Below are 22,213 nucleotides of genomic sequence, written 5' to 3'. Positions count from 1 at the left end.
TCAATGCGCGCCGACGGCTTCAGCCTGTTCCGCGTGCGCCGCGCGCCGTGCGTCGAGCGCGACGATGCACACCAGCGAAATCCCTGCGAGGCAGGTATAGAACACCGCGAGCGGCCACCATTGGCCCGTATAGCGATGCGCGAGCCACGTGCCGACCAGCGGCGTGAGACCGCCTGCCACCGCGCCGCACACCTGGTACGCGAGCGAGATGCCCGAGTAGCGCACGCGCGTCGGGAAGATGCCGCTGACGAAGCCTGCGATCACCGAGTAGAAGCTCGCCATGCAGACCACGGCAATCGCGATGCCGATCACCATCGGCACGGCCGAGCCGCTTTGCACGAGCATGAACATCGGATACGGCGAGATCATCGCGAGCAAGGCGGCGATCTTCAGGAAGCGCGCGCCGCCGATGCGCTCTGCCAGCCACGCGGCGAGCGGCTGCGACACGAACTGGATGATCGCGACGGCGAACAGGCAATCGAGAATCAGCGAGCGCGTCACGCCGACGTATTGCGTCGTGTACGCGATCATGAACGTGTTGGTGAAGTACACGCCCGCAATACCGATCGTATTCGTGCCGATGCACAGCAGCACGAGGCCCCATGCCGAGCTGAACACTTCGGCGATGGGCAGCTTCGCCGTGCGGTTCGATTCCTTCACACGCTGGAATTCCGGCGATTCGTTCACGCCGAGACGGATCACGATACCGACGATCAACAACACGGAGCTGGCGAGGAACGGCAGACGCCAGCCCCAGGACATGAAGTCCGCCTTGTCCATCGAGGTCACCGCGCGAAACGCGATCAGCGACAGAATCAGTCCCGCCGGGCTGCCTAGCTGCGCAAACGACGCGAAGAACGTTCGGCGCCCTTGCGGCGCATGTTCGCCCGCCATCAGCACCGCGCCGCCCCACTCGCCGCCAACCGCAATCCCCTGCACCACGCGCAGCAGCACGAGCAACACCGGCGCGAGCATGCCGACTTTTGAATAGTCGGGCAGCAGGCCGACGCACACGGTCGCAATGCCCATCATCATCAGCGTGGTCATCAGCGCTTTCTTGCGGCCGATGCGGTCGCCAAGATGGCCGAACACGATGCCGCCCAGCGGCCGCGCGAAAAAGCCCACGGCAAAGGTCGCGAACGACGCCATCGTGCTGACGAAGCGGTCGCCCGACGGAAAGTACAGCTCGCCGAATACGAGCGCGGCGGCCGTCGCGTAGATATAGAAGTCGTACCACTCGATCATCGTGCCGATGAACGCGGCCGTTGCGGCGCGACCCGGCTGACGGGCGGTACTGATGGCTTGGGTCATGCTGGCTCCTGATACACGTCTGACGTGGGTTGAACCCGTGGTTTCGCGCGCGGTGTTGGGATGGATATGCCGCCCTTCTCTCCGGGCGGTCGCGCGCCACGGCATGTGACGTTTATCGGCGGCCAGAAAACATTAGTCAAATTTCGAGTTATTATTCTGCGCATAAATTCAACTTATAGTTGCCTTCGATGCGTACCGACATCGCCCGCTTTCTGAACGACCGGCTCGATTGGAATCTGCTGCGCACCTATCTCGTCATCATGCAGGAGCGCAGCCTGAGCCGTGCCGCGGCACGCCTGCACGTCACGCAGCCGGCCGTGAGCCAGGCGTTGCGGCGGCTGGAGGAAACGCTGGAGCGCAAGCTGATCGACCGGCGCGGCCCGTACTTCGCGCCGACCCAGGCGGGCGAAGAGGTCTATCGCATTGCGAGCGATATCTACGGCAACATCTCGCGGCTCGAAACCGAGATCGACGACCGCACCGAGGACATCAGCGGGTCGATTCGCCTGTTGACCATCAGCCGCATCGAGTCGCCCGTGTACGACGAGTTTCTGGCGGACTTTCATCGCGCGTATCCGCGTATCGACTTGCAGATCGAAGTGATGCGCTCGTCCGACATCATCTCGTCCCTGCTGCAGAAAACGGCGACGGCGGGCCTCGGCCTGTGCCGCTCGCCGCACGACAAACTGGAAATGCGCTGCTTCCTGCGCCAACGCTATGCGATTTTCTGCGGCCGTCATCACCGGCTGTACGGCAAGTCGCCATTGACAATGGAAGACCTGCTCGCCGAAAACTTCGTGTCGTTCACGAGCGACCAGATCGGCGACAGCCTGTCGCCGCTGACCGTGTTTCGCGACCAGAAGGGCTTCACGGGGCGCATCGTCGCGTCGTCGCCGAGTCTCGATGAAGTGCGGCGGCTGATCTTCGCGGGCTTCGGCATCGGCTGCCTGCCCGAGCACATCGTGCGCGACGACATCGCGCAGCAGCGCCTGTGGCGTCTGCCGCCCGAAGAAGGACTCGTCGATGTCGACGTGCATCTGCTGTGGCATCGCGAGCGCAAGATGAATGCGGCGGATCACGCGTTTCTCGACAGCATGGAGCGCTGCATGCGCCGCTATGCGCTGGCGGAACGACTGGGCAAATGACCTGTTTGCGAAGCACCCGACTGGTGCGCACGCGCGCGCGCAGATCGCGATCGCGCTTCAACCTTGTGCACGAACCGCATGCGACAAGCGCCGAATCCAAGTAAAGACGGCAATGGCATGCTTATCGCTTAGTGACAGGCAGGAGCCGGTGCAGCATCCGGTTTAGCAGTCACAATCTGGCAAATGGACGACTAGGGTTCCGGTCCGCATCGATGCGAACGCAAGCATCCGGTGTGCGACGCTGGTCCGAGAGTTGTCGACCTCGATGAGGTTACACGGCGGGATAAAAGCCCGGGAGAGAACGCGATGCGTCGCGCCGCTCCTGCCGTCGATAACCGTCCCTGCGAGGTCAACCTCATGCGCAAGCTTCGTTTTGCAGCCGCTGCCGCCGTCGCTCTCTCCCTGTGTTTTTCCACGCCTTCATTCGCTCAAGCCCGTAAGGACTTCAAGGTCTGCTGGACCATCTACGCCGGCTGGATGCCGTGGGGCTATGCGAAAACGCAAGGCATCATGTCCAAATGGGCGAAGAAGTACGGCATCAACGTCGATGTCGTGCAGTTGAACGACTACATCGAATCGATCAACCAGTACACGGCCGGCAAGTTCGACGGCTGCGCGATGACCAACATGGACGCGCTGACCATTCCCGCCACGGGCGGCGTGGACAGCACGGCGTTGATCGTCAGCGACTACTCGAACGGCAACGACGGCGTGCTCATCAAGGGCGTGGGCAAGAAAGTCGCCGACCTCAAGGGTCAGCCCGTCAATCTCGTCGAACTCTCCGTCTCGCACTATCTGCTGGCGCGCGCGCTCGAATCGGCAGGCATGAGCGAGCGCGACATCAAGACCGTCAACACGTCGGATGCCGACATCTCCGGCGCGTTCGCGACGCCCGCCGTGCACAACGCCGTCACGTGGAACCCGATGCTCGCCGATCTGAAGGCGAAACCGAACGTCACCGAAGTGTTCGATTCGAGCCGCATTCCGGGCGAGATCATGGACATGATGGTCGTCAACACGAAGACGCTGCATGACAACCCCGCGCTCGGCAAAGCGCTGACGGGCGCATGGTTCGAAATCATGCAGACGATGCACGGCACGTCGCCCGACAGCCAGGCCGCGCTCACGGAGATGGCGAAAGCATCGGGCACCGACCTCGCCGGCTACAAGGCGCAACTCTCGACCACGGCGCTCTTCTACACGCCGCAACAGGCGCTCGATTTCGCCACCAGCCCGAACATGCCGAAGATCATGACGCGCGTCGCGCAGTTCTCGTTCGATCACGGGCTGCTCGGCAAGGGCGCACCGAACGCGGGCGCAGTGGGCATGGCGTTCGACAACAACGTGGTGGTCGGCAGCAAGAGCAACCTGAAGCTGCGTTTCGATCCGACGTACGTGCGCCTCGCCGCGCAAGGCAAGCTGTGAGCGCGGCTGCGTTCTGAAGGAGAGGCCCATGCGGCTCATCAACCGACATCCCGGCCGCACCGGCAGTCTCATGCTGTTGCTGCTACCCTTCATCGTGCTGATCGCGGTGTACTTCACCGGCTCGTCGCTGCGGCTGCAGGCCAATCCCGACGACAAGCTGCTGCCGAGCGCCACGCAGATGAAGGACGCACTGCACGAGTACGCGTTCTCCGAAGACAAGCGCACGGGCGAATACATGATGTGGGACGACACGGTGTCGAGCATGAAGCGGCTCGGCATCGGGCTGGCCGCGAGCGCGGCGATCGCGCTGGTGTTCGGCATCGTGACGGGCAGCATTCCGCTCGCGGGCACCACCCTGTCGCCGTTCATCACGGTGATATCGATGATCCCGCCGCTTGCGGTGCTGCCGATTCTCTTCATCGTGTTCGGCCTCGACGAGCTGTCGAAAGTCGTGCTGATCGTGATCGGCATCACGCCGATGATGATCCGCGATCTGCAACAGCGCACGCGCGAAATTCCCGAAGAGCTATGGATCAAGGCACAAACGCTCGGCGCATCGAGCTGGACGCTGATTCTGCGCGTGATCGTGCCGCAACTGTTGCCGCGTCTGTTGATCGCATTGCGTCTGGCGCTGACGTCGGCGTGGCTGTTTCTGATCGCGGCGGAAGCGATCGCCTCGACGGATGGCCTCGGCTATCGCATCTTTCTCGTGCGCCGCTATCTCGCGATGGATGTGATCCTGCCGTACGTCGCGTGGATCACGCTGCTCGCGTGGTTGATCGACGAAGCGCTGCGCCGTCTCACGCAGTGGGCGTTCCCCTGGTACAACGGAGGCCGCGCATGATCGAGATCCGCAACCTGTGGAAACAATACGACGATCAGGTCGTGCTGGAGCGGCTCAATCTGCGCATCGCGGAGGGCGAATTCTGCTCGATGGTCGGCGCGTCGGGCTGCGGCAAGTCGACCTTCCTGCGCCTGCTGCTCGGCCAGGAACGTCCGACGCGCGGCGCCATCCTGCTCGATGGCGAACCGTTGCCGCCGGAGCCGGACCCGCATCGCGGCGTCGTGTTCCAGCGCTATTCGGTGTTTCCGCACCTCACCGTGCTGCGCAACGTGATGCTCGGCCTCGAACTGCCGCATGCGCCGCTCACGGGGCGCCTGTTCGGCGCGCGCCGCCGCCTTGCAAAAGATGAAGCCGTGGCGATGCTCGCGCGCGTCGGTCTCGCCGATTCGCTCGACAAGTATCCGCATCAACTGTCGGGCGGCATGCAGCAACGTCTCGCGCTCGCTCAGGCGCTGGTGATGAAGCCGCGCGTGCTGTTGCTCGACGAGCCGTTCGGCGCGCTCGACCCCGGCATCCGCCGCGACATGCACGAACTGCTGACGGGCCTGTGGCGCGAGGCGAAGCTGACCGTTTTCATGGTCACGCACGATCTGAAGGAAGGCTTCACGCTCGGCAGCCGCGTGCTGGTGTTCGACAAGGTGCGCATCGATCCGCAAGCGCCGCAGGCGTACGGCGCGCGCATCACCTACGACATTCCCCTCGAACGCAACGGCGTGCGCGAACCGCACGCGGCGACGACGATTCCGCCGCTGCTCGCCGTGCCTGCATGATGGAAAGGACACAACACATGAACGAAACATTGCTCGAAGAAACCGTGCCCGGCGGCGGCCATGCATCGCTGATCGTCAAGCGCGGACAGTTGCTGCGCATCACCGATCCGCGCGGCGGCGCGAACGTCGCGATGCTGCTCTTCAATGCCGCCGAAAAAAGCGAGCGCCTGAATCTGCCCGACACGCTCAAGTGCCAGCACACGGCCAAACTGACCAAAGGCCATTGCCTGTATTCCGACATGGGCCGCGTGCTCGCTGCCATCGTCGCGGATACGTGTGGCTGGCACGACAGTCTCGCGGGTGTATCGAACGCGGCGGAAGTGTTCGAGAAGTACGGACAAGGCCGCTATCAGGAACTGCGCAACGCGTTCTATCGCAACGGCACCGACAACCTGCTCGTCGAACTCGGCAAGTGGGGGCTCGGCGTGTCGGATCTGCTGATGACGCTCAATCTCTTCACCCGCGTCGATGTGACGGATGCGGGCGCGCTCAGCTTCGTCGAAGGCAATTCGAAAACGGGCGACTACATCGAACTATATGCGCCGATGAACACGCTCGTCGTGCTGACGGCGATCCAGCATCCGCTCGACCCGAACCCCGAGTACGCACCGAAACCCGTGAAGCTCACGCTGCGCGCCGCCGACAGCCAGGTCGCGGAAATCTGCCGCACGTCGTGCGATGAAAACGCGCGCGGCTTCATCAACACCGAACGATTCTTTCTCTGAGCGGAACGCGCGCCATGACGACATCCATCCTCACGACCAGCACGCTCGACCCCGCCGACGCGATCTTTCGCGAGACCTTGCCTGCGGGCGAGCCATGGCTCAAGGAACTGAAAGCCGGCCAGACGCTGCGCATTCGCGACGTAGAAGGCAATCAGGCAATCGACACGCTGTTCTACAGCCTCGCCGATCCGCGCGAGCGCTACGACGCGCAACGCACGCTGCGCCGCCAGCAAAGCCTTTATCTGACCACGGGCACCGTGCTCTATTCGAACCTCGGCAACCCCATGCTGACCATCGTCGCCGACACCTGCGGACGTCACGACACGCTCGGCGGCGCATGCGCGCAGGAAAGCAACACCGTGCGCTACGCGCTCGAAAAGCGCTACATGCACAGCTGCCGCGACAACTACCTGCGCGCCTGCGCGCACGACGGCCGTCTGTCGAAAACCGACATCGCCGCCAACATCAATTTCTTCATGAACGTGCCCGTCACATCCGAGGGCGGCCTCACATTCGAGGACGGCATTTCCGCGCCCGGCAAATACGTCGAAGTCCGCGCGGAAATGGACGTGATCGTGCTGATTTCGAACTGCCCGCAACTGAACAATCCGTGCAACGCATATAACCCCACTCCCGCGGAGCTGACGATATGGAACTGAGCACGCTGCGTCTGTGGCTCTACACGGTGATGAAAGTACGCGCCGGGCGTTTGCTGCGCATCGACGGCGCTATGGAATACACGAAGCACCCAGCCCGCTTTTAAGAACTGAAACGAAGCGACCTGCCGTGGACGACCTCGGCATGCATGCCCACGTGGCGGGACGACCCGCCCACGCATTGAACATCCACTCATGTTCGATAAAGTCCTCATTGCGAATCGCGGCGCGATTGCCTGCCGCATTCTGCGCACGCTGCGCGAACTGAACGTCGAAGGCATCGCCGTCTATAGCGAAGCGGACCGCGCGAGCCGTCACGTCAGCCTCGCCGACACGGCATGCAGTCTCGGCGACGGCGCGGCAAGCGTCACCTACCTCGACATCGCGAAGCTTCTGGAAATCGCACGCGCGCAAGGCGCACAGGCGATCCATCCGGGCTACGGCTTCCTGTCCGAAAACGCGGCGTTCGCCGAAGCATGCGAAGCGGCTGGCATCGCGTTCATCGGGCCGACGCCCGCGCAATTGCGCGCCTTCGGTCTGAAGCACACGGCCCGCGCGATCGCCGCCGAACAAGGCGTGCCGATGCTCGAAGGCACGGGCCTGCTCGACGGGCTCGACGCCGCGCTCGAAGCGGCGCAACGCATCGGCTACCCGGTGATGCTGAAAAGCACGGCGGGCGGCGGCGGGATCGGCATGCGCGTGTGCCGCTCGGCAGAGGAACTGGCGGCGCAGTTCGACAACGTGAAGCGCCTCGGGCAGAACAATTTCAGCGATGCCGGCGTGTTCCTCGAAAAGTACATCGAGAAAGCGCGGCATCTCGAAGTGCAAATATTCGGCGACGGCGAGGGCGCGGCCATTGCGCTCGGCGTGCGCGACTGCTCCGTGCAGCGGCGCAACCAGAAGGTGCTCGAAGAAACGCCCGCGCCGAACCTGCCCGACGGCGTCGAAGCCGCGCTATGCGAAGCGGCGATCCGGCTCGCGCAAGCGGTGTCGTATCGCTCGGCGGGCACGGTCGAATTCGTCTACGACAGCGATGCTGCGCGCTTCTACTTTCTCGAAGTGAACACGCGTTTGCAGGTCGAGCATGGCGTGACCGAACAGGTGTGGGGCGTAGACCTGGTGCGCTGGATGATCGAACTGGCGGCGGGCACGCTCGCGCCGCTCGACGTGTTGGCGCGCGATCTGAGGCCGCAAGGCCACGCGATCCAGGCACGCCTCTATGCGGAAGATCCCGGCCGCGATTTCAAGCCCTGCCCCGGGCTGCTGACCGACGTGTCGTTCCCGCCTGCCGATGGCCGCGCGCTGCGCATCGACACATGGATCGAGGCCGGTTGCGAGGTGCCGCCGTGGTTCGATCCGATGCTCGCGAAGCTGATCGCCTGGCAACCGACCCGCGATGCGGCGCGCCACGCGCTCGACGCCGCGCTCGAAGCGTCGCGCATCTACGGCGTCGAGACGAACCGTGACTATCTGCGGCAGATTCTTGCCGACACGCCATTCGCGAGCGGCCATCCGTGGACGCGTTGCCTTGAAGGCCTGCGTTATCGCGCATCGACATTCGAAGTGCTCAGCGGCGGCACGCAGACTACCGTGCAAGACTACCCGGGCCGTCCGGGTTACTGGGCCGTCGGCGTGCCGCCCTCGGGACCGATGGACGACCGTGCGCTGCGCCTCGGCAACCGTCTGCTCGGCAACGACGCACAGGCCGCCGCGCTCGAAATCACGATGAGCGGGCCCACGTTGCGGTTCAACACGGATGCCGTCGTCACCGTGACGGGCGCGACATTGCCCGTCATGCTCGACGAGATTCCGCAGCCGATGAACACGACGTTCCTCGTCGCAGCCGGTTCGACCCTCGCGCTCGGCACGATCCGCGGCGCTGGCGCGCGCGCCTATCTGTGCGTGCGCGGCGGGCTGGACGTCGCACAGTATCTGGGCAGCCGCAGCACCTTCACGCTCGGGCAGTTCGGCGGCCACGGCGGACGCGCGCTGCGGGCGGGCGACGTGCTGCATCTTCATCCGCTCGCTGATCGCAATGCGGGCGCTTCAATGCCTGCTGCGCTCACCCAGCGCCTCGACGATGTGCGCGTGCTGCGCGTGATCTACGGCCCGCATGGCGCGCCCGAATACTTCAGCGCGCCCTATATCGATCAGTTTCTCGACACCGACTGGGAGATCCATTTCAATTCGAGCCGCACAGGCGTGCGGCTGATCGGCCCGAAGCCCGAATGGACGCGCGCCGACGGCGGCGAAGCGGGGCTGCATCCGTCGAACATTCACGACAATCCGTATGCCGTCGGTGCAGTCGATTTCACGGGCGACATGCCCGTCATTCTCGGCCCCGATGGCCCGAGTCTCGGCGGCTTCGTGTGTCCTGTCACGGTGATCGAAGCGGACCTGTGGCAGATCGGCCAGTTGAAGGCAGGCGACAAGGTGCGCTTCGTGCCCGTCGATATCGCCACCGCGCGCGCAGCGGCACGCGCACGTATCGAAGAAATAGTCACGCTCGCCGCGCACGCAAGCTCTCCGCAAGCCGGCGAAGAACGCGCGGCGTTGCAGTCGCCCATCGTGCTCAACGTCGGTGAAGGCGATGACCGGCTCGTCGCGCGACTGTCCGGCGACACGCATCTGCTGCTCGAAATCGGCCCGTCCGAACTCGATCTCGTGTTGCGCTTTCGCGGCCATGCATTGATGCAATCGCTCGAGGCGTTGCAGTTGCCCGGTGTGATCGATCTGACGCCCGGCATCCGTTCGCTGCAGGTCCACTATCAGCCGGAGCAGTTGCCGCTTGCGACGCTGCTCGATCACGTCGCGGCGACATGGCAGCGCGTGCTGCTGCAAAAAGATCTGCGGGCGCCGTCGCGTATCGTGCATCTGCCGCTGTCGTGGGACGACCCCGCGTGCCAGCTCGCCATCGACAAGTACATGACCACCGTGCGCAAGGACGCGCCCTGGTGTCCGAGCAATCTGGAGTTCATCCGCCGCATCAACGACCTCGATTCGATCGATGCCGTGAAGCGCATCGTGTTCGACGCGAGCTATCTGGTGATGGGGCTCGGCGACGTCTACCTTGGCGCGCCCGTTGCGACGCCGCTCGATCCGCGTCACCGGCTGGTGACGACGAAGTACAACCCGGCGCGCACGTGGACGGCCGAGAACTCCGTCGGCATCGGCGGCGCGTATCTGTGCGTGTACGGCATGGAAGGACCTGGCGGCTATCAGTTCGTCGGACGCACGCTGCAGATGTGGAACCGCTATCGCGAAGTCGCGGATTTCGCTGGACGTCCGTACCTGTTGCGCTTCTTCGATCAGATCCGCTTCTACGAAGTCTCCGCCGACGAACTGCTGCGCATCCGCGAAGCGTTTCCGCTTGGCCGTTATCCGCTGAAGATCGAAGAGACCGAGTTGTCGCTCGCCGACTATCAGGCGTTTCTCGAACGCGAAGCAGATGACATCGCGCAATTCCGCACGCGTCAGCAAGCCGCGTTTCAGGCCGAGCGGCAGCGTTGGCACGAAGCGGGCAGCAACGAAGACGCGCTGGAGCCTCCCGTCACTGCCGACGCGGAAATCGCGCCGCTCACCGACGGCCAGATCGCCGTCGATAGCGAAATTGCCGGCAACCTGTGGCAAGTGCGCGTCGAGCCCGGCGCGACTGTCGAAGCAGGCGACGTGCTGCTCGTGATCGAATCGATGAAGATGGAGATATCCGTTATCGCGCCTTGCGCGGGCACCGTCGGCGAGATTCACGTCGCGCCGGGTTCGCCCGTTCGCGCGGGACAACGCGTCGTCGTGATCGAACAGCATGCATGAGACAACTCACTTCAACGCATTAAGGAACCATCCGACATGGCTTCATTCGATCTGCGTCTTCCCGCAGTGCGCGCCGCGTATCGAGAAGGCCGCGTGACGCCGCGCGCGCTGCTTGGCGCATTGCGCGAGCGCGCCGCCGCGCTGAACCCGGACTATCACCTGTTCATTCATCTGCTGTCGGACGCTGAGATCGAGCCTTATCTCGCGGCGCTCGACGGGCGCGATGCCGATTCGCTGCCGCTCTACGGCGTGCCGTTCGCCTTGAAGGACAACATCGACCTCGCCGGTATTCCGACCACGGCCGCGTGCCCTGCATTCGCGTATACGCCTCAAGAGTCTGCAACCCTCGTCGCGCAACTGATCGCGCTCGGCGCGGTGCCGATCGGCAAGACGAACCTCGACCAGTTCGCGACAGGCCTCAACGGCACGCGCTCGCCATACGGCAAGTGCCGCAACAGCGTGCATGCCGCGTATCCCTCGGGCGGATCGAGCGCGGGGTCGTCGCTGGCGGTGGCGCTCGGCGTCGCGAGCTTCGCGCTCGGCACCGATACGGCCGGCTCGGGCCGCGTGCCCGCCGCGTTGAACAACCTGGTCGGCACCAAAGGAACGAAGGGCTTGCTGTCGACGGCGGGCGTCGTGCCCGCCTGCCGCACGCTCGACTGCGTGACGTATTTCACCGCGACAGCCGGCGAGGCGAGCGAACTGCTCGCGCTCACCGCCCGCCATGATCCCGCCGACGCCTATAGCCGCGTGAATCCGCAATGGAACGACGCGACCGCGTTCGGCGCCGTCACGCGCTTTCGCTTCGGCGTGCCGCGTCAGCTCGAATTCGCGGGCTGCGACGAGAGCCCCGCGCTGTTCGCGCAGGCGCGCGCGGCGCTAGAAGGGATCGGCGGCGAGGCCGTCGAGATCGACTTTGCGCCCTTCGTCGAAGCGGCGCGACTTCTCTACGAAGGACCGTGGGTTGCCGAGCGCTACAGCGTGGCAGGCGCGCTGATGGAATCGCAACCCGACGCCGTGCTGCCCGTGATTCGCGACGTGCTCGCCAAGGCGCCGGGCACGACGGCCGTCGATGCATTTCGCGCGCAATACCGGCTCCAGGCGCTGAAGCAGCGTTGCGACGCCGTGCTCGCGGAACTCGATTGCGTGCTGACGCCGTCCATTCCACGCGCCGTCACGCTCGACGAACTGGAGCGCGATCCTATCGGCCCTAACTCGCTGCTCGGGTATTACACCAACTTCATGAACCTGCTCGATTACGCCGCCGTCGCGACGCCTGCCGGCTTCATGCGCAATGGGCTGCCGTGGGGCGTCACGCTGTTCGGCCGCGCGTTCACCGATCAATACCTGCTGAGCGTCGCCGATGCGCTGCATCGCAAGCTGAATGTGCCGCTGATCGGCGGCGCGCAACAGGATGCGAATGCGCCCTCGAATGCAGCCCGCCATGACAGGATGAAGCTCGTGGTGTGCGGCGCGCATCTGCAAGGGCTGGCGCTGAACGGGCAGTTGATCGCACGTGGCGCGCGGCTCGTCGAGAAGACGGCCAGCGCGCCGCGCTACCGGCTGTATGCGCTCGCGGGCGGCGGCGCAACGCAGCGGCCCGGCATGATGCGCGATGCGGCGAACGGCGCGGCAATCGAAGTCGAAGTATGGGAATTGCCCGCCAGCGAAGCAGGGTCCTTCCTCGCGGGCATTCCGGCGCCGCTCGCGCTCGGCAAGGTCGAGCTTGCTGACGGGCGCTGGGAAACCGGCTTCGTTTGCGAGGCGTACGGGCTCGAAGGCGCCGTCGATATCACGCAATACGGCGGCTGGCGCGCGTGGCTGCAGCGCGCCGCCTGAAACTCACGCTTCGTATTGCGCGGCGTACAGCCGCGCGTGCCTGCCCGTCACCGCGCGGGTCCAGATCTCTTCGTCGTCGAGGACGGTCTGGATCAGTTCGACGGGCATGCCGCCGTCGATGATCGCGGCCACGCGAAACCCGTCGATCGGTTCATACGGGGCAAGCAGGACCTCTTTGCCTTCGATCGCGCGGTCGAGATCGTCGACCTTGAACGCCAGGTGCGGCATGCGCCGCATCAGTTCGTGCAGCGGGCTATCGGCTTCGAAGCGGTGGTACTGGATGCGCGCGAGCTTGCAATCGCTGTCGCTCGTGTACATCCGGTACTGCGGGCTGTAGCGTTCGCCTTCGCGCACGTCGCTGGTCGGAATGCCGATGTGATGAAACTCGTAGATCACGTCGTCGCGCATGAACATGATGCTCTCCTTCTTCCTTTGCCTTTGTTGCCCGCGTTGCCGCGCTTACAGCGTCACGCGCGTCACGCCGCCTTCCGACAGCAACCGCACGCGCTCGCCCGCGTAGAACATCGGGCCGTCGGTGCTTTGCGTGATGGCGCGCAGCGAACCGTCGTCGAGGCGCACGGTGATTTCGACGCCCTGCTTCTTCTCGAAGTGGTTCTGCACCTCGTTGCCCGCCACCGCGCCCGCAATGCCGCCGATGATGCCCGTCAGGATCGAGCCGCGTCCGCCGCCGATCGCGCTGCCGGCGATGCCGCCGAGCGCGCCGCCGCCGAGCGCGCCGAGAAAGCCGGGCTGGCCGTTGCTGGTGTCGATGGTGACGGGGCGCACGCCTTCGATGGTGCCGAAGCGCACCGTTGCCTCGCGCTGGGCCTGCGACGCGCTGTAGACGTTGGCGGAGCCGTCGAAGGTTGCGCAGCCGCTCAAGGCGAGCGAGACGACGAGCGCCGAAGCACATGCTGTAACGAATGACCTGTTCATGATGTTCCCCTCTATGAGCAGCGCACCGGGTTGTGTGGCGCGTTGCAGGTTCTTTCGATGTGTGAATCGTAAGCTCGAAGAATGAGAGGAAAATGAGCAGCGCATTTGCGCATTCGCACCGTCATTTCGTCTCAGCCTGAAACGTCGGCGCGGCGCCCGGCGCTACGATGACAGCCAGATCATGCAAACGGAGCATTGCAATGAAACGCGAGATCATCCGGGTCGAACCGCTATCGGGCTGGCTGGAACGCTGGAAGGCGCCCACTTCCGCCGTCACGCGGCACGGCGGCACGATCTATGTGTCGGGCCTGCCGCCGTTCGATCCCGAGACAGGCGAAGTCGCCGACGTGCCACTCGAACGGCAGACCGAGCTCGTGCTCGAACAGCTGAAGCTGTGCGTCGAGACGGCGGGTTCGTCGCTCGACAATGTGCTCAAGTGCCATGTCTATTGCACGTCGGTCGAGCAGTTCGCGGCCGTCAACGCGATTTACGCGCGCTATTTTCCGAACGATCCACCGGCGCGTATCTTTGTCTGCGTGCCCGCGTGGCCGGGGCGCTTCGACATCGAAATAGATTGCATTGCGGCGATTTGAACCGCGTTCGCTCACGTGGAGGACACGATGTTTTCAGTGCTGTTCGAAGTGCAACCGCGCGCCGACCGTTGGGATGCGTATCTCGGTTACGCGAAGCTGCTGAGGCCGGAACTGGAGCAGATCGACGGCTTCGTCGATAACGTCCGCTACGGCAGCCTCACGCGCGAGGGCGTGCTGTTGTCGCTGTCCGGCTGGCGCGACGAGAAAGCGCTGGTGAGATGGCGCACGCAGGCGACGCATCACGGCGTGCAGGAAAAAGGCCGCACGCAGACGTTTAGCGATTATCGGCTGCGCGTGGGGCAGGTGACGCGCGACACGCGCCTGCCCGCCCGTCACACGTTGCACGAGCAACGACTCGACGAAACAGAAACGGGCGACGCGACCACGATCGTGCTGATCGACGCGCGACGCGACCCGGACTGGGTGAAACAGGCGGGCGCGCGCGAAGTCGCGGGCAAGCTGGGCTTGCGTGAAGACACAACGGGGCTCGTATCCTGGGATGCGTTCGACGCTGTGTTGACGCCGGGCGACGTCGTTCTGCTCACTGCATGGCGCGATGCGCAAGCCGCCGAGGCCTTTGCAGACGCGCTCGCATTGCCCGATGGCGCACGGCTGCGCAGCGTGCGCGTGGTGCGCGACTACGGCATGTTCGACCGCCGCGAAGCGCCGCAATACTATCCCGACGCTGCACGGCCTGGCTGAAGCTTATTTCCCGCTGTCCGGAAAGTCCGCGCCGACACTCGTGTCGCGCCACGCTTCGATATCGGCGAGTGTCGAATGCAGGCGCTTCGAAACGGCATCGACGCCAAACGCGCCCAGCACCAGATGACGCGGCGGCTGGTCGGTCTCCGTGATGCGGATCATTGCCTGAGCAGCACGCACGGGATCGCCGGCCTGATGCCCGCTGTTTTGCGCCGTCGCCTGCATGCGCTTGCCCGCCGTGTCCGCGTAGTCGGCAATACGGTTGGGCGTCTGCCTGAGCGAGCGACCTGCCCAGTCGGTGCGGAATGGGCCCGGCTCGACGCAGGTCACGCGGATGCCGAGCGGCCCGGCTTCCGTCGCTAGCGAGTCGGACCAGCCTTCGACAGCGTGCTTGCTCGCCGCGTAGTAACCCGAGCCAGGAAAGCCCGCGATACCCGCCACCGACGTGATGTTCAGCACATGCCCCTTGCGCCGCTCGCGCATGCCCGGCAGCACCGCGCGTGTCATCGCGAACAGGCCGAACACGTTCGCGTCGAACTGCGCGCGTATCTCCGCTTCGTCGCCCTCTTCGACCGACGACTGATAGCCATAGCCCGCGTTGTTCACCAGCACGTCGATCGCGCCAAAGCGCTGTTGCGCCGTCTCGACGGCAGCGGCGATCTGCGCGGCATCCGTCACGTCGAGCTTCACGCGGGCGAGACGCCCATCGGCGTCGCTGCCGGGCTCGGCCAGATCGGCGAGCGACGCGACGTTGCGCGCCGTCGCCACGCAGCGCCAGCCCCGTTCGAGCACCGCGCGGACCAGTTCCTTGCCGAAGCCGGTTGAACAGCCAGTAATGAACCAGACGGGCGTCGTGGACGTGGGCATTCAAAACCTCCTCGATGACGGAATGAGCGATCTGGCATCGACGCGTGTACATCGCGTCGAAGCTTCGAAAAAAAATGGTAGCCGGTAGACGAGAAACTTGCTGGCGGTCTGCCTGGGTTCAGGCTTACCTTCGCGCTTATTTACGGCCCACCAGATACTGAACGCCTTCGGGCCCGTAGCGTTCCGAATGGCTTTCATTGGCTTGCAGATGGAATACATCGCCCGTTCTATAGACCTGCTCCGCAGCGCCGACGCGTATCGCCAGTTCGCCGTGCAGAATCAACGCCTTCGCTTCGAACGAGTGGACATGATCGTCGACCGTGCCGTTCGCGTCGCGCGTGGCGGTCGCGATTTCCGCGTAGCCTTCGCGCTTCAATGCATTGATGAATTCGTCGCGTTCCATGATGATGGCCTTCCTTTCTCGTGTGTGCGATGACGCAGAAGCATCAGCATAGCCGGTTTTGCATCAAGGGATCGGCAGCGCGGCTCGCGGTAAACTCTTCGTTAGCCGTCATTTCATATCGCACAACGGAGAACGATATATGCGCCAGGCCATTCGCCATCTGAACGTGCGGGCGCGCGCTCGCGGACTGTTCGATTTCACCACGGAGGTCGCCGCTTTCGTACGCGACGCGTCGATCGCCACGGGCATCCTGACGGTGTTCTGCCGGCACACGTCGGCGTCGCTATTGATCCAGGAGAACGCGGACCCTTCGGTGCAGCGCGATCTCGAACGGCACTTCGCGATGCTCGCGCCCGAAGATCCCAAGCGCTACGAGCACGACACGGAAGGCCCCGACGACATGCCCGCGCATCTGCGCACGGCACTGACGCAGGTGCAATTGTCGATACCCGTCGAGCATGGCCGCATGACGCTGGGCACGTGGCAAGGCATTTATCTGTTCGAGCATCGCGCGCGGCCGCAGGAGCGCGATATCGTGTTGCATCTGATCGGCGAATGACATTTCAACGCACAACACCAACAAGGAAGTGAAACATGATTTTGCGCGCGCCTGTTCTTGTCGCGGCGGCCTCGCTCGCGATGCTGACCGCAGCCTGCACTCACACCGGCCCGGTCGAGTTCTCGCTGTCAGGCGCCGACGCGCCGATGACCACCAACGCGAACGACATGGACTTCGGCCCGATGGACCGCACCATCGCGCAGTGCAAGACGGTCTCGCGCAACGCGGGGCCGGGGCAGTGCACCAAGGTGCGCGCCTACGAGTCGTGCATGAAGAGCAAAGGCTATATCACCGTGCTCGGCCCGGAAAATCCGAAGGGCTGCGGCGACCCCGAATGGGAAAAAGACGTACGCAAGTGGCTTCAATAGCCCTGCGCCCGTCGGGGCCGAATTGCGCTCATGTTATCCACAATTTCTGTTGAAAGACCTGTGGAAAAGTTTGGGGTGCACGCGCTATCTGTATGATCAAACAGGCTTTCCTTGCACGTGCCCCCGATCCTCCCACCGCGCGGTTCCACCGATTGCGAAGTTCTATTGGCGCACTCGCATCGCATGTCCTTCAATTCAAGGTTCCGACTACCGAGATTGCCGACTGACTCCAAGGAGCCTTGCATGAAGACGGAAGATTCGCAGAAGATCGTGCACGAAATCGCAGAATCCACCGATGCCCCGGAAGAAGTCGTCTCGCAGATGTACACCGATGCCGTGCAGGCTTATGAGCGCGACGCACGCATCCTCGACTATGTGCCGCTCTTCGCGGCGAAGCGGGTGCGCGAGACCTTGCGCTCGCGCACGGCGTCACGGCGGTAAGGTTCCAGCCTCACAGCGCATTCCATCCGCGTCACAATAGTTTCGCGGCGGCACGCATGCGGCGCTTGCGCTCTTTCGCGAGCACATCGAGTGCGTGCACGGCGGCCGCATCGTCGGCGAACAGCGCCTGGTTGTCGCGCAGCAACTGCTCGCTCGCCACGACGTCGTTCAACGCGCCGAAGCGCTTCTGCAGTTTCTTGAGCGGCTTGATTGCCTTCAGCTGTTTTTTGGGCAGCATCGGCTCGAAGAACTCGGTCAGATAGCGCAGCTTTTTGCCCGCCTTGCGGACCTCGTGATACGACGCATAGTCCGAGCGCGTGGCACGCGCGGCGCGCTTCATGCGCTTCGCCATCGACTTCTGCGCCGCCCCGATACGCTTGCGCGCGAACTTCGGCAGCGGCGTGCGTTCGTGCGCGGTGTTCAGTTCCCGGTTCGCTTCCTTGAGCGTGTCGCGCAACGCGCCTTTCACGTCGGCCTGTTCGAGGGTCTCGCGGCTCGAGTCGAGCGATTTCGAGCGGGCGGCGCGCATCGCGTCGCGCGGTTGCTTTGGGGCGTCTTTCGTATCATCGAGCAACGCGATCAGGATGTCCCAGTCGCGCGTCTTGCCCGCAGCGCTCGCGTAGAACTTGAAAAGCGCGCGCTGCTGGTTGTCGAACTGCTCGTTCAGCAGCGGCCGGTACGCCCACAGCAACGTGCGCAGGCGTCGCAGCGAAACGCGCAGCTTGTGCAGGACTTCGGCATCGGGATCCGCGCGCAATGCAGCGGCGCAGGCTAGCGCATTGTCGATCAGCGGCGCGGCGTAGTGCGAGAAATGGGCTTGCGCGTTGCCATCGTGCGGCAGCGCAGTCCGTGTGTCGTCTTTCATGGCGTTCCCTGAATGGGTTGCTGACCTGGCGTGTCTGTCATGACCGAGTAAGCAATTCAGGGACCTGCTGCCTTGATGTGCCGTCGGCTTGCGTCCGCTGCGGCGCGCGATACCGCAACGGCGTTGCGGCTCACTGCCCGCTCAGCAGCAGGTCGCAGGCGTCCGGCGTGCAGCCCGCCACGGCGGGCAGCTTCAGCGATGGCCACGGGCGGCGCTCGGCCGCGATGAAGTCTTCGACGCGCTTCAATATCTGCCAGAACGCGTTTTCGACGGCGCCCGCAGCGCCGTACGCGGACGGCGTGAGCGTCCAGTGACGAAAGGTGGGCGCACCATGGAACGCGCGCGCGTCGACGCGTGCCGACTCGTCGCACAACGTCACCACGAAATCCATCTGCGGCGCCCATTCGCTCGTGAATTCCAGCCAGCTTTTCGGATTCAGCAGCTCCAGACTGGAAAAGCCATGGCGCAACTCGCCCATGGCCGCCGCCTGAACCTTGTCGGCGGGTTCGAGACCTGCGCTGAATGCGTCGAAATGCAATCCGTCCAGCTCGCGTAGCAAGGCTTCCGCCAAAATGCTGAGCGTCGCGTTGTCCCTGCAAAGGAACAGCACTCTTTGTTTTCTGGTCACCCTACACCCCGTCATGCAGATTTTATTTTTAGCGGGATTCTGAGCGCACAGTTTTTCATATTGGTGACAGAATCCCAATCGTCCAACCGATTCGCCGCAAGACCGTTTAGGTATCACGCCAATTTGCGTTCAGCCAGCCAGCGTTAACGATAATCAGGCGTCTGGTCCCAATTGCCGGGTCGAGCCAGCGTGACGGGGGCGCCGGGTGTGGCGCGCCAGGCGGGGCAACCCGGCCGTTCGGCGGCCGGATTGCGCATGGCGTTGCGCGGTCTGAAAGACCGGCTTTTTTGAAACGTTACTGTTACTTGACGATCGCGAGCAGTTCGACTTCGAACGTCAGATCGCTGTTCGGCGGGATCACGCCGACGCCGCGCGAACCATACGCGGTCGCAGCCGGGCAGGTCAGCCTGGCTTTCTCGCCCACTTTCATGGTCGCGACGCCTTGCGTCCAGCAGGGGATCACGCGGCCGAGCGGAAACTCTGCGGGGCCGCCATGCTTGGCCGAGTTGTCGAACTCGGTGCCGTTGGCGAGCGTGCCGCGGTAGTTGACGCGCACGACGTCGGCCGCCGTGGGTTGCGGGCCGCTTCCCTGCGTCAGGTGTTCGACGACGACGCCAGAGGGCAACTTCTCCGTCGATGCAGCGTTTGCGGTGAGCGACACCGATGCGAGCGCGGCCGCAGCGAGCAGGGCAACAACTGATTTCACGCGTATCTCCTTGGTGTGAATAGCGAGCCTCATTCTAGCGGATCGTCGCTGCGCGGCAGGAGACCTGAATCAACTTGCTACAAATACGTGCGCACTACGCCATTGCGCGATTCCAGGCGCTGTGCGCCTGGAACGGCTACTCCCGCGGCGGGACAACACCCGCCGCGGGAAAAGCCGCGATTCGAAGCGTTGACGCGCCGCGCGTTCAGATCTTCGGGAAGTCGACAGTCGTGTCGTTGACCCGGTTGAACAGGTTGGTGAACGTGATGTCGGCGATCGCGAGCAGCGTCTCCGTAATCTGCTGATCGCTGTAACCCGCCGCCTTCACGGCATCGACGACTGCCGCCGGCACCGTGCCGCGCGACGTGAACACGGTCCGCGCGAACGTGGCGATGGCATTCAGATGCGCATCGGCTGCATCGCGTCCTTCGCGCAGCGCGACGAGATCGTCGGCCGCGATGCCCACCTTCTTCGCCGCCAGCGAGTGAGCAGCGAGACAGTAGTCACACTCCGCGACGCCGCTGATCGCGAGCTTGATTGCTTCGACTTCCTTGCGCGACAGCGCGCCCTTGCCGAGCGCATCGCCCGTGGCGAGCACGATCTGCAGCGCAGCCGGGCTGTTCGAGCCGATGGCCGCATAAGCGTTCGGCACCATGCCGACCGCGCGCTTGATGCCTGTAAAGAGTTCTGCTGCCTGGCCGGTTGCTTCGCTGACGGGTTGGCGATTCAGACGTTCCATGATGTTCTCCATATGTTGATGAGGTCTTTGCGTTGCGCGACTGGGTCAGCGCATGGAAGTCATTCTAGGAACGTGCGTTGCTACGGTGAATGCTGGTTCAAATCACGTTTATGCTCGAACGGCTCATCGGCTGACCGGCGTGGTGCGCTGTCTCTGCTATATTCGTGCGACGTTTGCCCAATAACAGCGCCGTCAGCGGGAGCGCGTGCCATGAGCACTCACGGGATCATGCGGATAACGAGGCGATTCGTACTGGTTGTGTTCGCGCTAATGGGCCTCACGCTCGGCGCGCTGAGCTGGGCCGACGACAACGCGACAGCGCTCAAGGACAAATACGACGCGCTCGCGCCGCAACTCAAGTCGAACGCGTTCAACCGGCCGATCCATCTGGATTCGGAAGAGACCTCGAACACGTTGAAGGGCGACATCTATGCAGTCGTCGATTACCCGTTCGCCACCGTCAACCGAGCCTTCAACGACCCGCAGCAAGGCCCGGCCAACTGGTGCGAAGTCTTGATCCTGCATCTGAACACGAAGTACTGCCGCGCCTCCGCCAGCGGCAACGGCGCGACCATCAGCATGAACGTGGGCAAGAAGACGGAGCAGGAACTCGGCGACACGTACCGCGTGCAATTCAACTACAGGTCAGTGGCGACGAACCCGGATTATTTCCAGGTCGATCTGAGCGCGGCAACGGGACCGCTCAGCACGAGGGACTATCGCATCGTGCTCGAAGCCGTCGATATCGGAAAAGGACACACGTTCCTGCATCTCACGTATTCATATGGATTCGGCACGGCAGGACGCATCGCGATGAAGACGTATCTCGCGACGATAGGCAGTGCGAAAGTGGGATTCACCAAAGCGTCGGGCGACTATGTGGGCGGAGTGCGCGGGCTGGTGGAACGCAACACGATGCGCTATTACCTCGCCATCGACGCCTACCTGGCTTCGCTTGCGCTTCCCGCCGACAAGCGCGTCGATCAGCGTTTCGCCACGTGGTTCGATGCGACCGAGCAATATCCGCGTCAATTGCACGAAGTGGACAGGCAAGCGTACCTGCAGATGAAGAAGAACGAGTACCAGCGCCAGCAAACTGCGCAATAAAGCGATTCATGATTGTGCGGCGCGATGCCGCGCGTCATGCCTGACGGCTGGCTAGCGGTCGATGGCCGCCATATCGTGAATGCGCAGGAAGTCTTCCCGCTCGTCGTAGAGCGCGGCGAGTATCGAGTGTGCTTCTATGGGATCGAGATTGGGATCGGTGACCGTCATCATGATGTCGTACATGGCGACCGCGCCCGAATAGAACGCCGTCTTCGACTCGCGAAGCTGCGCCTGCGATACCCCACGCGAAATCTGACGTGCGCAAAATGCCTTCCAGAACGATTCAATGGTCAATGCCGCGTTCATCGTGCCCTCTCCGCTAAAACGCCATGGCTCAACCCCGCCCGCTGCGGCGTTTGCTCTCTCAGGTTCCGCGTGCAATCGGATCGCACTGCAAAGCGGTGCATCCGTGCACATCTGTTAAGCGCGATTGAATTGAGTACATCAAACGACCGCGCATGGTTTTCCGGCGCAAAATATAACGACGCGATTTTCATCGCGCAATATTGACGCCGGGATAATGCCGCTTTATTCGCCGACAAGCCGTGCACATGACGCGGCCCGGCGGCCTTCGACACGCGGGCCTCGGCAACACAAAACCCTTTGAAACGCCGTCATACAAGGCGCTATGGGCATCTGGATCGAGACCGGCGCGTTGTTCCTATCATAGTAGGTTTATACCGCACTGCAACCTGTTTGCAATACGGATACGCCTGGCATTTCTTTTTCACATCGAATGGAAACTAAAGTGCATATATGACTTGATGATTTACC

Annotated in this window: 24 protein-coding genes and 1 riboswitch; of the genes, 14 read left to right on the top strand and 10 right to left on the bottom strand. The window is 63.5% G+C overall.

Annotated features, from left to right (window positions below):
• Positions 1–1,311 carry an MFS transporter gene (locus C2L66_RS17640; RefSeq protein WP_060604187.1) on the bottom strand — a complete coding sequence of 437 codons (1,311 nt, stop codon included), beginning with the start codon at positions 1,309–1,311 and terminating at the stop codon, positions 1–3.
• Between the two features lie 188 nt (positions 1,312–1,499).
• Here C2L66_RS17640 and C2L66_RS17635 point away from each other — a divergent pair, with 188 nt between their 5' ends.
• From C2L66_RS17635 to atzF, 8 genes are all read left to right on the top strand, one after another.
• Positions 1,500–2,456, top strand: a complete 957-nt coding sequence (locus C2L66_RS17635) for a LysR family transcriptional regulator (protein WP_035999905.1) — start codon at positions 1,500–1,502, stop codon at positions 2,454–2,456.
• A gap of 180 nt (positions 2,457–2,636) precedes the next feature.
• A riboswitch (guanidine-I (ykkC/yxkD leader) is annotated at positions 2,637–2,756 on the top strand.
• Positions 2,757–2,813: 57 nt separating this feature from the next.
• A complete protein-coding gene (locus tag C2L66_RS17630) occupies positions 2,814–3,881 on the top strand; it encodes a putative urea ABC transporter substrate-binding protein (RefSeq protein WP_054932984.1) in 1,068 nt (355 codons plus the stop codon).
• A 28-nt stretch (positions 3,882–3,909) separates the two neighbouring features.
• Positions 3,910–4,725, top strand: coding sequence for an ABC transporter permease (locus C2L66_RS17625; RefSeq protein ID WP_035999901.1), 816 nt, complete (start codon positions 3,910–3,912; stop codon positions 4,723–4,725).
• On the top strand, positions 4,722–5,495 hold the full coding sequence (locus tag C2L66_RS17620; protein WP_060604190.1) for an ABC transporter ATP-binding protein: 774 nt from the start codon (positions 4,722–4,724) through the stop codon (positions 5,493–5,495). Before C2L66_RS17625 ends, C2L66_RS17620 begins: the two co-directional genes overlap by 4 nt.
• Before the next feature lie 17 nt (positions 5,496–5,512).
• Positions 5,513–6,220, top strand: coding sequence for an urea amidolyase associated protein UAAP1 (locus tag C2L66_RS17615; RefSeq protein ID WP_060604193.1), 708 nt, complete (start codon positions 5,513–5,515; stop codon positions 6,218–6,220).
• 14 nt (positions 6,221–6,234) lie between these two features.
• On the top strand, positions 6,235–6,879 hold the full coding sequence (locus C2L66_RS17610; protein ID WP_035999893.1) for an urea amidolyase associated protein UAAP2: 645 nt from the start codon (positions 6,235–6,237) through the stop codon (positions 6,877–6,879).
• 192 nt (positions 6,880–7,071) lie between these two features.
• A complete protein-coding gene (uca, locus tag C2L66_RS17605; RefSeq protein ID WP_060604196.1) occupies positions 7,072–10,686 on the top strand; it encodes an urea carboxylase in 3,615 nt (1,204 codons plus the stop codon).
• A 36-nt stretch (positions 10,687–10,722) separates the two neighbouring features.
• Positions 10,723–12,525 carry an allophanate hydrolase gene (gene atzF, locus C2L66_RS17600; protein WP_060604199.1) on the top strand — a complete coding sequence of 601 codons (1,803 nt, stop codon included), beginning with the start codon at positions 10,723–10,725 and terminating at the stop codon, positions 12,523–12,525.
• Between the two features lie 3 nt (positions 12,526–12,528).
• On the opposite strand, the gene C2L66_RS17595 is transcribed toward atzF, so the two are convergent.
• Positions 12,529–12,939, bottom strand: a complete 411-nt coding sequence (locus C2L66_RS17595) for a VOC family protein (RefSeq protein WP_060604201.1) — start codon at positions 12,937–12,939, stop codon at positions 12,529–12,531.
• A gap of 45 nt (positions 12,940–12,984) precedes the next feature.
• The gene (locus tag C2L66_RS17590; protein WP_060604205.1) at positions 12,985–13,461 is read right to left on the bottom strand and encodes an outer membrane lipoprotein; all 477 of its coding nucleotides are present in this window, start codon (positions 13,459–13,461) and stop codon (positions 12,985–12,987) included.
• A 200-nt stretch (positions 13,462–13,661) separates the two neighbouring features.
• On the opposite strand from C2L66_RS17590, the gene C2L66_RS17585 reads away from it, so the two are divergent.
• Both C2L66_RS17585 and C2L66_RS17580 read left to right on the top strand, forming a co-directional pair.
• Positions 13,662–14,054 carry a RidA family protein gene (locus C2L66_RS17585; RefSeq protein ID WP_054932992.1) on the top strand — a complete coding sequence of 131 codons (393 nt, stop codon included), beginning with the start codon at positions 13,662–13,664 and terminating at the stop codon, positions 14,052–14,054.
• 27 nt (positions 14,055–14,081) lie between these two features.
• Positions 14,082–14,756, top strand: coding sequence for an antibiotic biosynthesis monooxygenase family protein (locus C2L66_RS17580; protein WP_054933006.1), 675 nt, complete (start codon positions 14,082–14,084; stop codon positions 14,754–14,756).
• 3 nt (positions 14,757–14,759) lie between these two features.
• Here C2L66_RS17580 and C2L66_RS17575 read toward each other — a convergent pair whose 3' ends face one another.
• Together C2L66_RS17575 and C2L66_RS17570 are read right to left on the bottom strand one after the other, a co-directional pair.
• Positions 14,760–15,623: an oxidoreductase gene (locus C2L66_RS17575; protein WP_054932993.1), complete on the bottom strand. Its 864-nt coding sequence runs from the start codon at positions 15,621–15,623 to the stop codon at positions 14,760–14,762.
• 136 nt (positions 15,624–15,759) lie between these two features.
• Entirely contained in the window at positions 15,760–16,026 is a 267-nt protein-coding gene (locus C2L66_RS17570) for a cupin domain-containing protein (protein WP_060604208.1), read from the bottom strand.
• A gap of 139 nt (positions 16,027–16,165) precedes the next feature.
• Here C2L66_RS17570 and C2L66_RS17565 point away from each other — a divergent pair, with 139 nt between their 5' ends.
• From C2L66_RS17565 to C2L66_RS17555, 3 genes are all read left to right on the top strand, one after another.
• On the top strand, positions 16,166–16,585 hold the full coding sequence (locus C2L66_RS17565) for a secondary thiamine-phosphate synthase enzyme YjbQ (RefSeq protein ID WP_054932995.1): 420 nt from the start codon (positions 16,166–16,168) through the stop codon (positions 16,583–16,585).
• Positions 16,586–16,620: 35 nt separating this feature from the next.
• Positions 16,621–16,953 carry a hypothetical protein gene (locus C2L66_RS17560; protein ID WP_054932996.1) on the top strand — a complete coding sequence of 111 codons (333 nt, stop codon included), beginning with the start codon at positions 16,621–16,623 and terminating at the stop codon, positions 16,951–16,953.
• Positions 16,954–17,196: 243 nt separating this feature from the next.
• Positions 17,197–17,394: a DUF3562 domain-containing protein gene (locus tag C2L66_RS17555; protein WP_054932997.1), complete on the top strand. Its 198-nt coding sequence runs from the start codon at positions 17,197–17,199 to the stop codon at positions 17,392–17,394.
• 31 nt (positions 17,395–17,425) lie between these two features.
• Here C2L66_RS17555 and C2L66_RS17550 read toward each other — a convergent pair whose 3' ends face one another.
• The 4 genes from C2L66_RS17550 to C2L66_RS17535 form a co-directional block, all read right to left on the bottom strand.
• Positions 17,426–18,259: a CHAD domain-containing protein gene (locus tag C2L66_RS17550; protein WP_060604211.1), complete on the bottom strand. Its 834-nt coding sequence runs from the start codon at positions 18,257–18,259 to the stop codon at positions 17,426–17,428.
• Between the two features lie 130 nt (positions 18,260–18,389).
• Positions 18,390–18,902 carry an arsenate-mycothiol transferase ArsC gene (locus tag C2L66_RS17545; protein WP_054932999.1) on the bottom strand — a complete coding sequence of 171 codons (513 nt, stop codon included), beginning with the start codon at positions 18,900–18,902 and terminating at the stop codon, positions 18,390–18,392.
• A gap of 286 nt (positions 18,903–19,188) precedes the next feature.
• The gene (locus C2L66_RS17540; protein ID WP_054933007.1) at positions 19,189–19,593 is read right to left on the bottom strand and encodes an FKBP-type peptidyl-prolyl cis-trans isomerase; all 405 of its coding nucleotides are present in this window, start codon (positions 19,591–19,593) and stop codon (positions 19,189–19,191) included.
• Positions 19,594–19,798: 205 nt separating this feature from the next.
• Positions 19,799–20,332: a carboxymuconolactone decarboxylase family protein gene (locus C2L66_RS17535; protein WP_036002142.1), complete on the bottom strand. Its 534-nt coding sequence runs from the start codon at positions 20,330–20,332 to the stop codon at positions 19,799–19,801.
• 210 nt (positions 20,333–20,542) lie between these two features.
• Here C2L66_RS17535 and C2L66_RS17530 point away from each other — a divergent pair, with 210 nt between their 5' ends.
• The gene (locus C2L66_RS17530; RefSeq protein ID WP_054933000.1) at positions 20,543–21,439 is read left to right on the top strand and encodes a hypothetical protein; all 897 of its coding nucleotides are present in this window, start codon (positions 20,543–20,545) and stop codon (positions 21,437–21,439) included.
• A gap of 51 nt (positions 21,440–21,490) precedes the next feature.
• Here C2L66_RS17530 and C2L66_RS17525 read toward each other — a convergent pair whose 3' ends face one another.
• Positions 21,491–21,745, bottom strand: coding sequence for a hypothetical protein (locus tag C2L66_RS17525; RefSeq protein WP_060604214.1), 255 nt, complete (start codon positions 21,743–21,745; stop codon positions 21,491–21,493).
• Between the last annotated feature and the right edge of the window lie 468 nt (positions 21,746–22,213).

Origin of the sequence: Paraburkholderia caribensis (assembly GCF_002902945.1) — a bacterium.
Classification (GTDB): Bacteria; Pseudomonadota; Gammaproteobacteria; order Burkholderiales; family Burkholderiaceae; genus Paraburkholderia; species Paraburkholderia caribensis.
The sequence above is the reverse complement of the archived record's forward strand: the minus strand, read 5'-3'. Positions and strand labels throughout refer to the sequence as shown.

Excerpts from the sequence above, each read along its gene's own strand:
- C2L66_RS17580 (WP_054933006.1), top strand. The coding sequence starts at position 14,082 with ATGTTTTCAGTGCTGTTCGAAGTGCAACCGCGCGCCGACCGTTGGGAT.
- C2L66_RS17550 (WP_060604211.1), bottom strand. The coding sequence starts at position 18,259 with ATGAAAGACGACACACGGACTGCGCTGCCGCACGATGGCAACGCGCAA.
- C2L66_RS17595 (WP_060604201.1), bottom strand. The coding sequence starts at position 12,939 with ATGTTCATGCGCGACGACGTGATCTACGAGTTTCATCACATCGGCATT.
- C2L66_RS17545 (WP_054932999.1), bottom strand. The coding sequence starts at position 18,902 with ATGACGGGGTGTAGGGTGACCAGAAAACAAAGAGTGCTGTTCCTTTGC.
- C2L66_RS17625 (WP_035999901.1), top strand. The coding sequence starts at position 3,910 with ATGCGGCTCATCAACCGACATCCCGGCCGCACCGGCAGTCTCATGCTG.
- C2L66_RS17585 (WP_054932992.1), top strand. The coding sequence starts at position 13,662 with ATGAAACGCGAGATCATCCGGGTCGAACCGCTATCGGGCTGGCTGGAA.
- C2L66_RS17635 (WP_035999905.1), top strand. The coding sequence starts at position 1,500 with ATGCGTACCGACATCGCCCGCTTTCTGAACGACCGGCTCGATTGGAAT.
- C2L66_RS17560 (WP_054932996.1), top strand. The coding sequence starts at position 16,621 with ATGATTTTGCGCGCGCCTGTTCTTGTCGCGGCGGCCTCGCTCGCGATG.
- C2L66_RS17530 (WP_054933000.1), top strand. The coding sequence starts at position 20,543 with ATGAGCACTCACGGGATCATGCGGATAACGAGGCGATTCGTACTGGTT.
- C2L66_RS17565 (WP_054932995.1), top strand. The coding sequence starts at position 16,166 with ATGCGCCAGGCCATTCGCCATCTGAACGTGCGGGCGCGCGCTCGCGGA.
- C2L66_RS17525 (WP_060604214.1), bottom strand. The coding sequence starts at position 21,745 with ATGAACGCGGCATTGACCATTGAATCGTTCTGGAAGGCATTTTGCGCA.
- C2L66_RS17615 (WP_060604193.1), top strand. The coding sequence starts at position 5,513 with ATGAACGAAACATTGCTCGAAGAAACCGTGCCCGGCGGCGGCCATGCA.
- atzF (WP_060604199.1), top strand. The coding sequence starts at position 10,723 with ATGGCTTCATTCGATCTGCGTCTTCCCGCAGTGCGCGCCGCGTATCGA.
- uca (WP_060604196.1), top strand. The coding sequence starts at position 7,072 with ATGTTCGATAAAGTCCTCATTGCGAATCGCGGCGCGATTGCCTGCCGC.
- C2L66_RS17610 (WP_035999893.1), top strand. The coding sequence starts at position 6,235 with ATGACGACATCCATCCTCACGACCAGCACGCTCGACCCCGCCGACGCG.
- C2L66_RS17620 (WP_060604190.1), top strand. The coding sequence starts at position 4,722 with ATGATCGAGATCCGCAACCTGTGGAAACAATACGACGATCAGGTCGTG.
- C2L66_RS17555 (WP_054932997.1), top strand. The coding sequence starts at position 17,197 with ATGAAGACGGAAGATTCGCAGAAGATCGTGCACGAAATCGCAGAATCC.
- C2L66_RS17640 (WP_060604187.1), bottom strand. The coding sequence starts at position 1,311 with ATGACCCAAGCCATCAGTACCGCCCGTCAGCCGGGTCGCGCCGCAACG.
- C2L66_RS17535 (WP_036002142.1), bottom strand. The coding sequence starts at position 20,332 with ATGGAACGTCTGAATCGCCAACCCGTCAGCGAAGCAACCGGCCAGGCA.
- C2L66_RS17575 (WP_054932993.1), bottom strand. The coding sequence starts at position 15,623 with ATGCCCACGTCCACGACGCCCGTCTGGTTCATTACTGGCTGTTCAACC.
- C2L66_RS17630 (WP_054932984.1), top strand. The coding sequence starts at position 2,814 with ATGCGCAAGCTTCGTTTTGCAGCCGCTGCCGCCGTCGCTCTCTCCCTG.
- C2L66_RS17570 (WP_060604208.1), bottom strand. The coding sequence starts at position 16,026 with ATGGAACGCGACGAATTCATCAATGCATTGAAGCGCGAAGGCTACGCG.
- C2L66_RS17590 (WP_060604205.1), bottom strand. The coding sequence starts at position 13,461 with ATGAACAGGTCATTCGTTACAGCATGTGCTTCGGCGCTCGTCGTCTCG.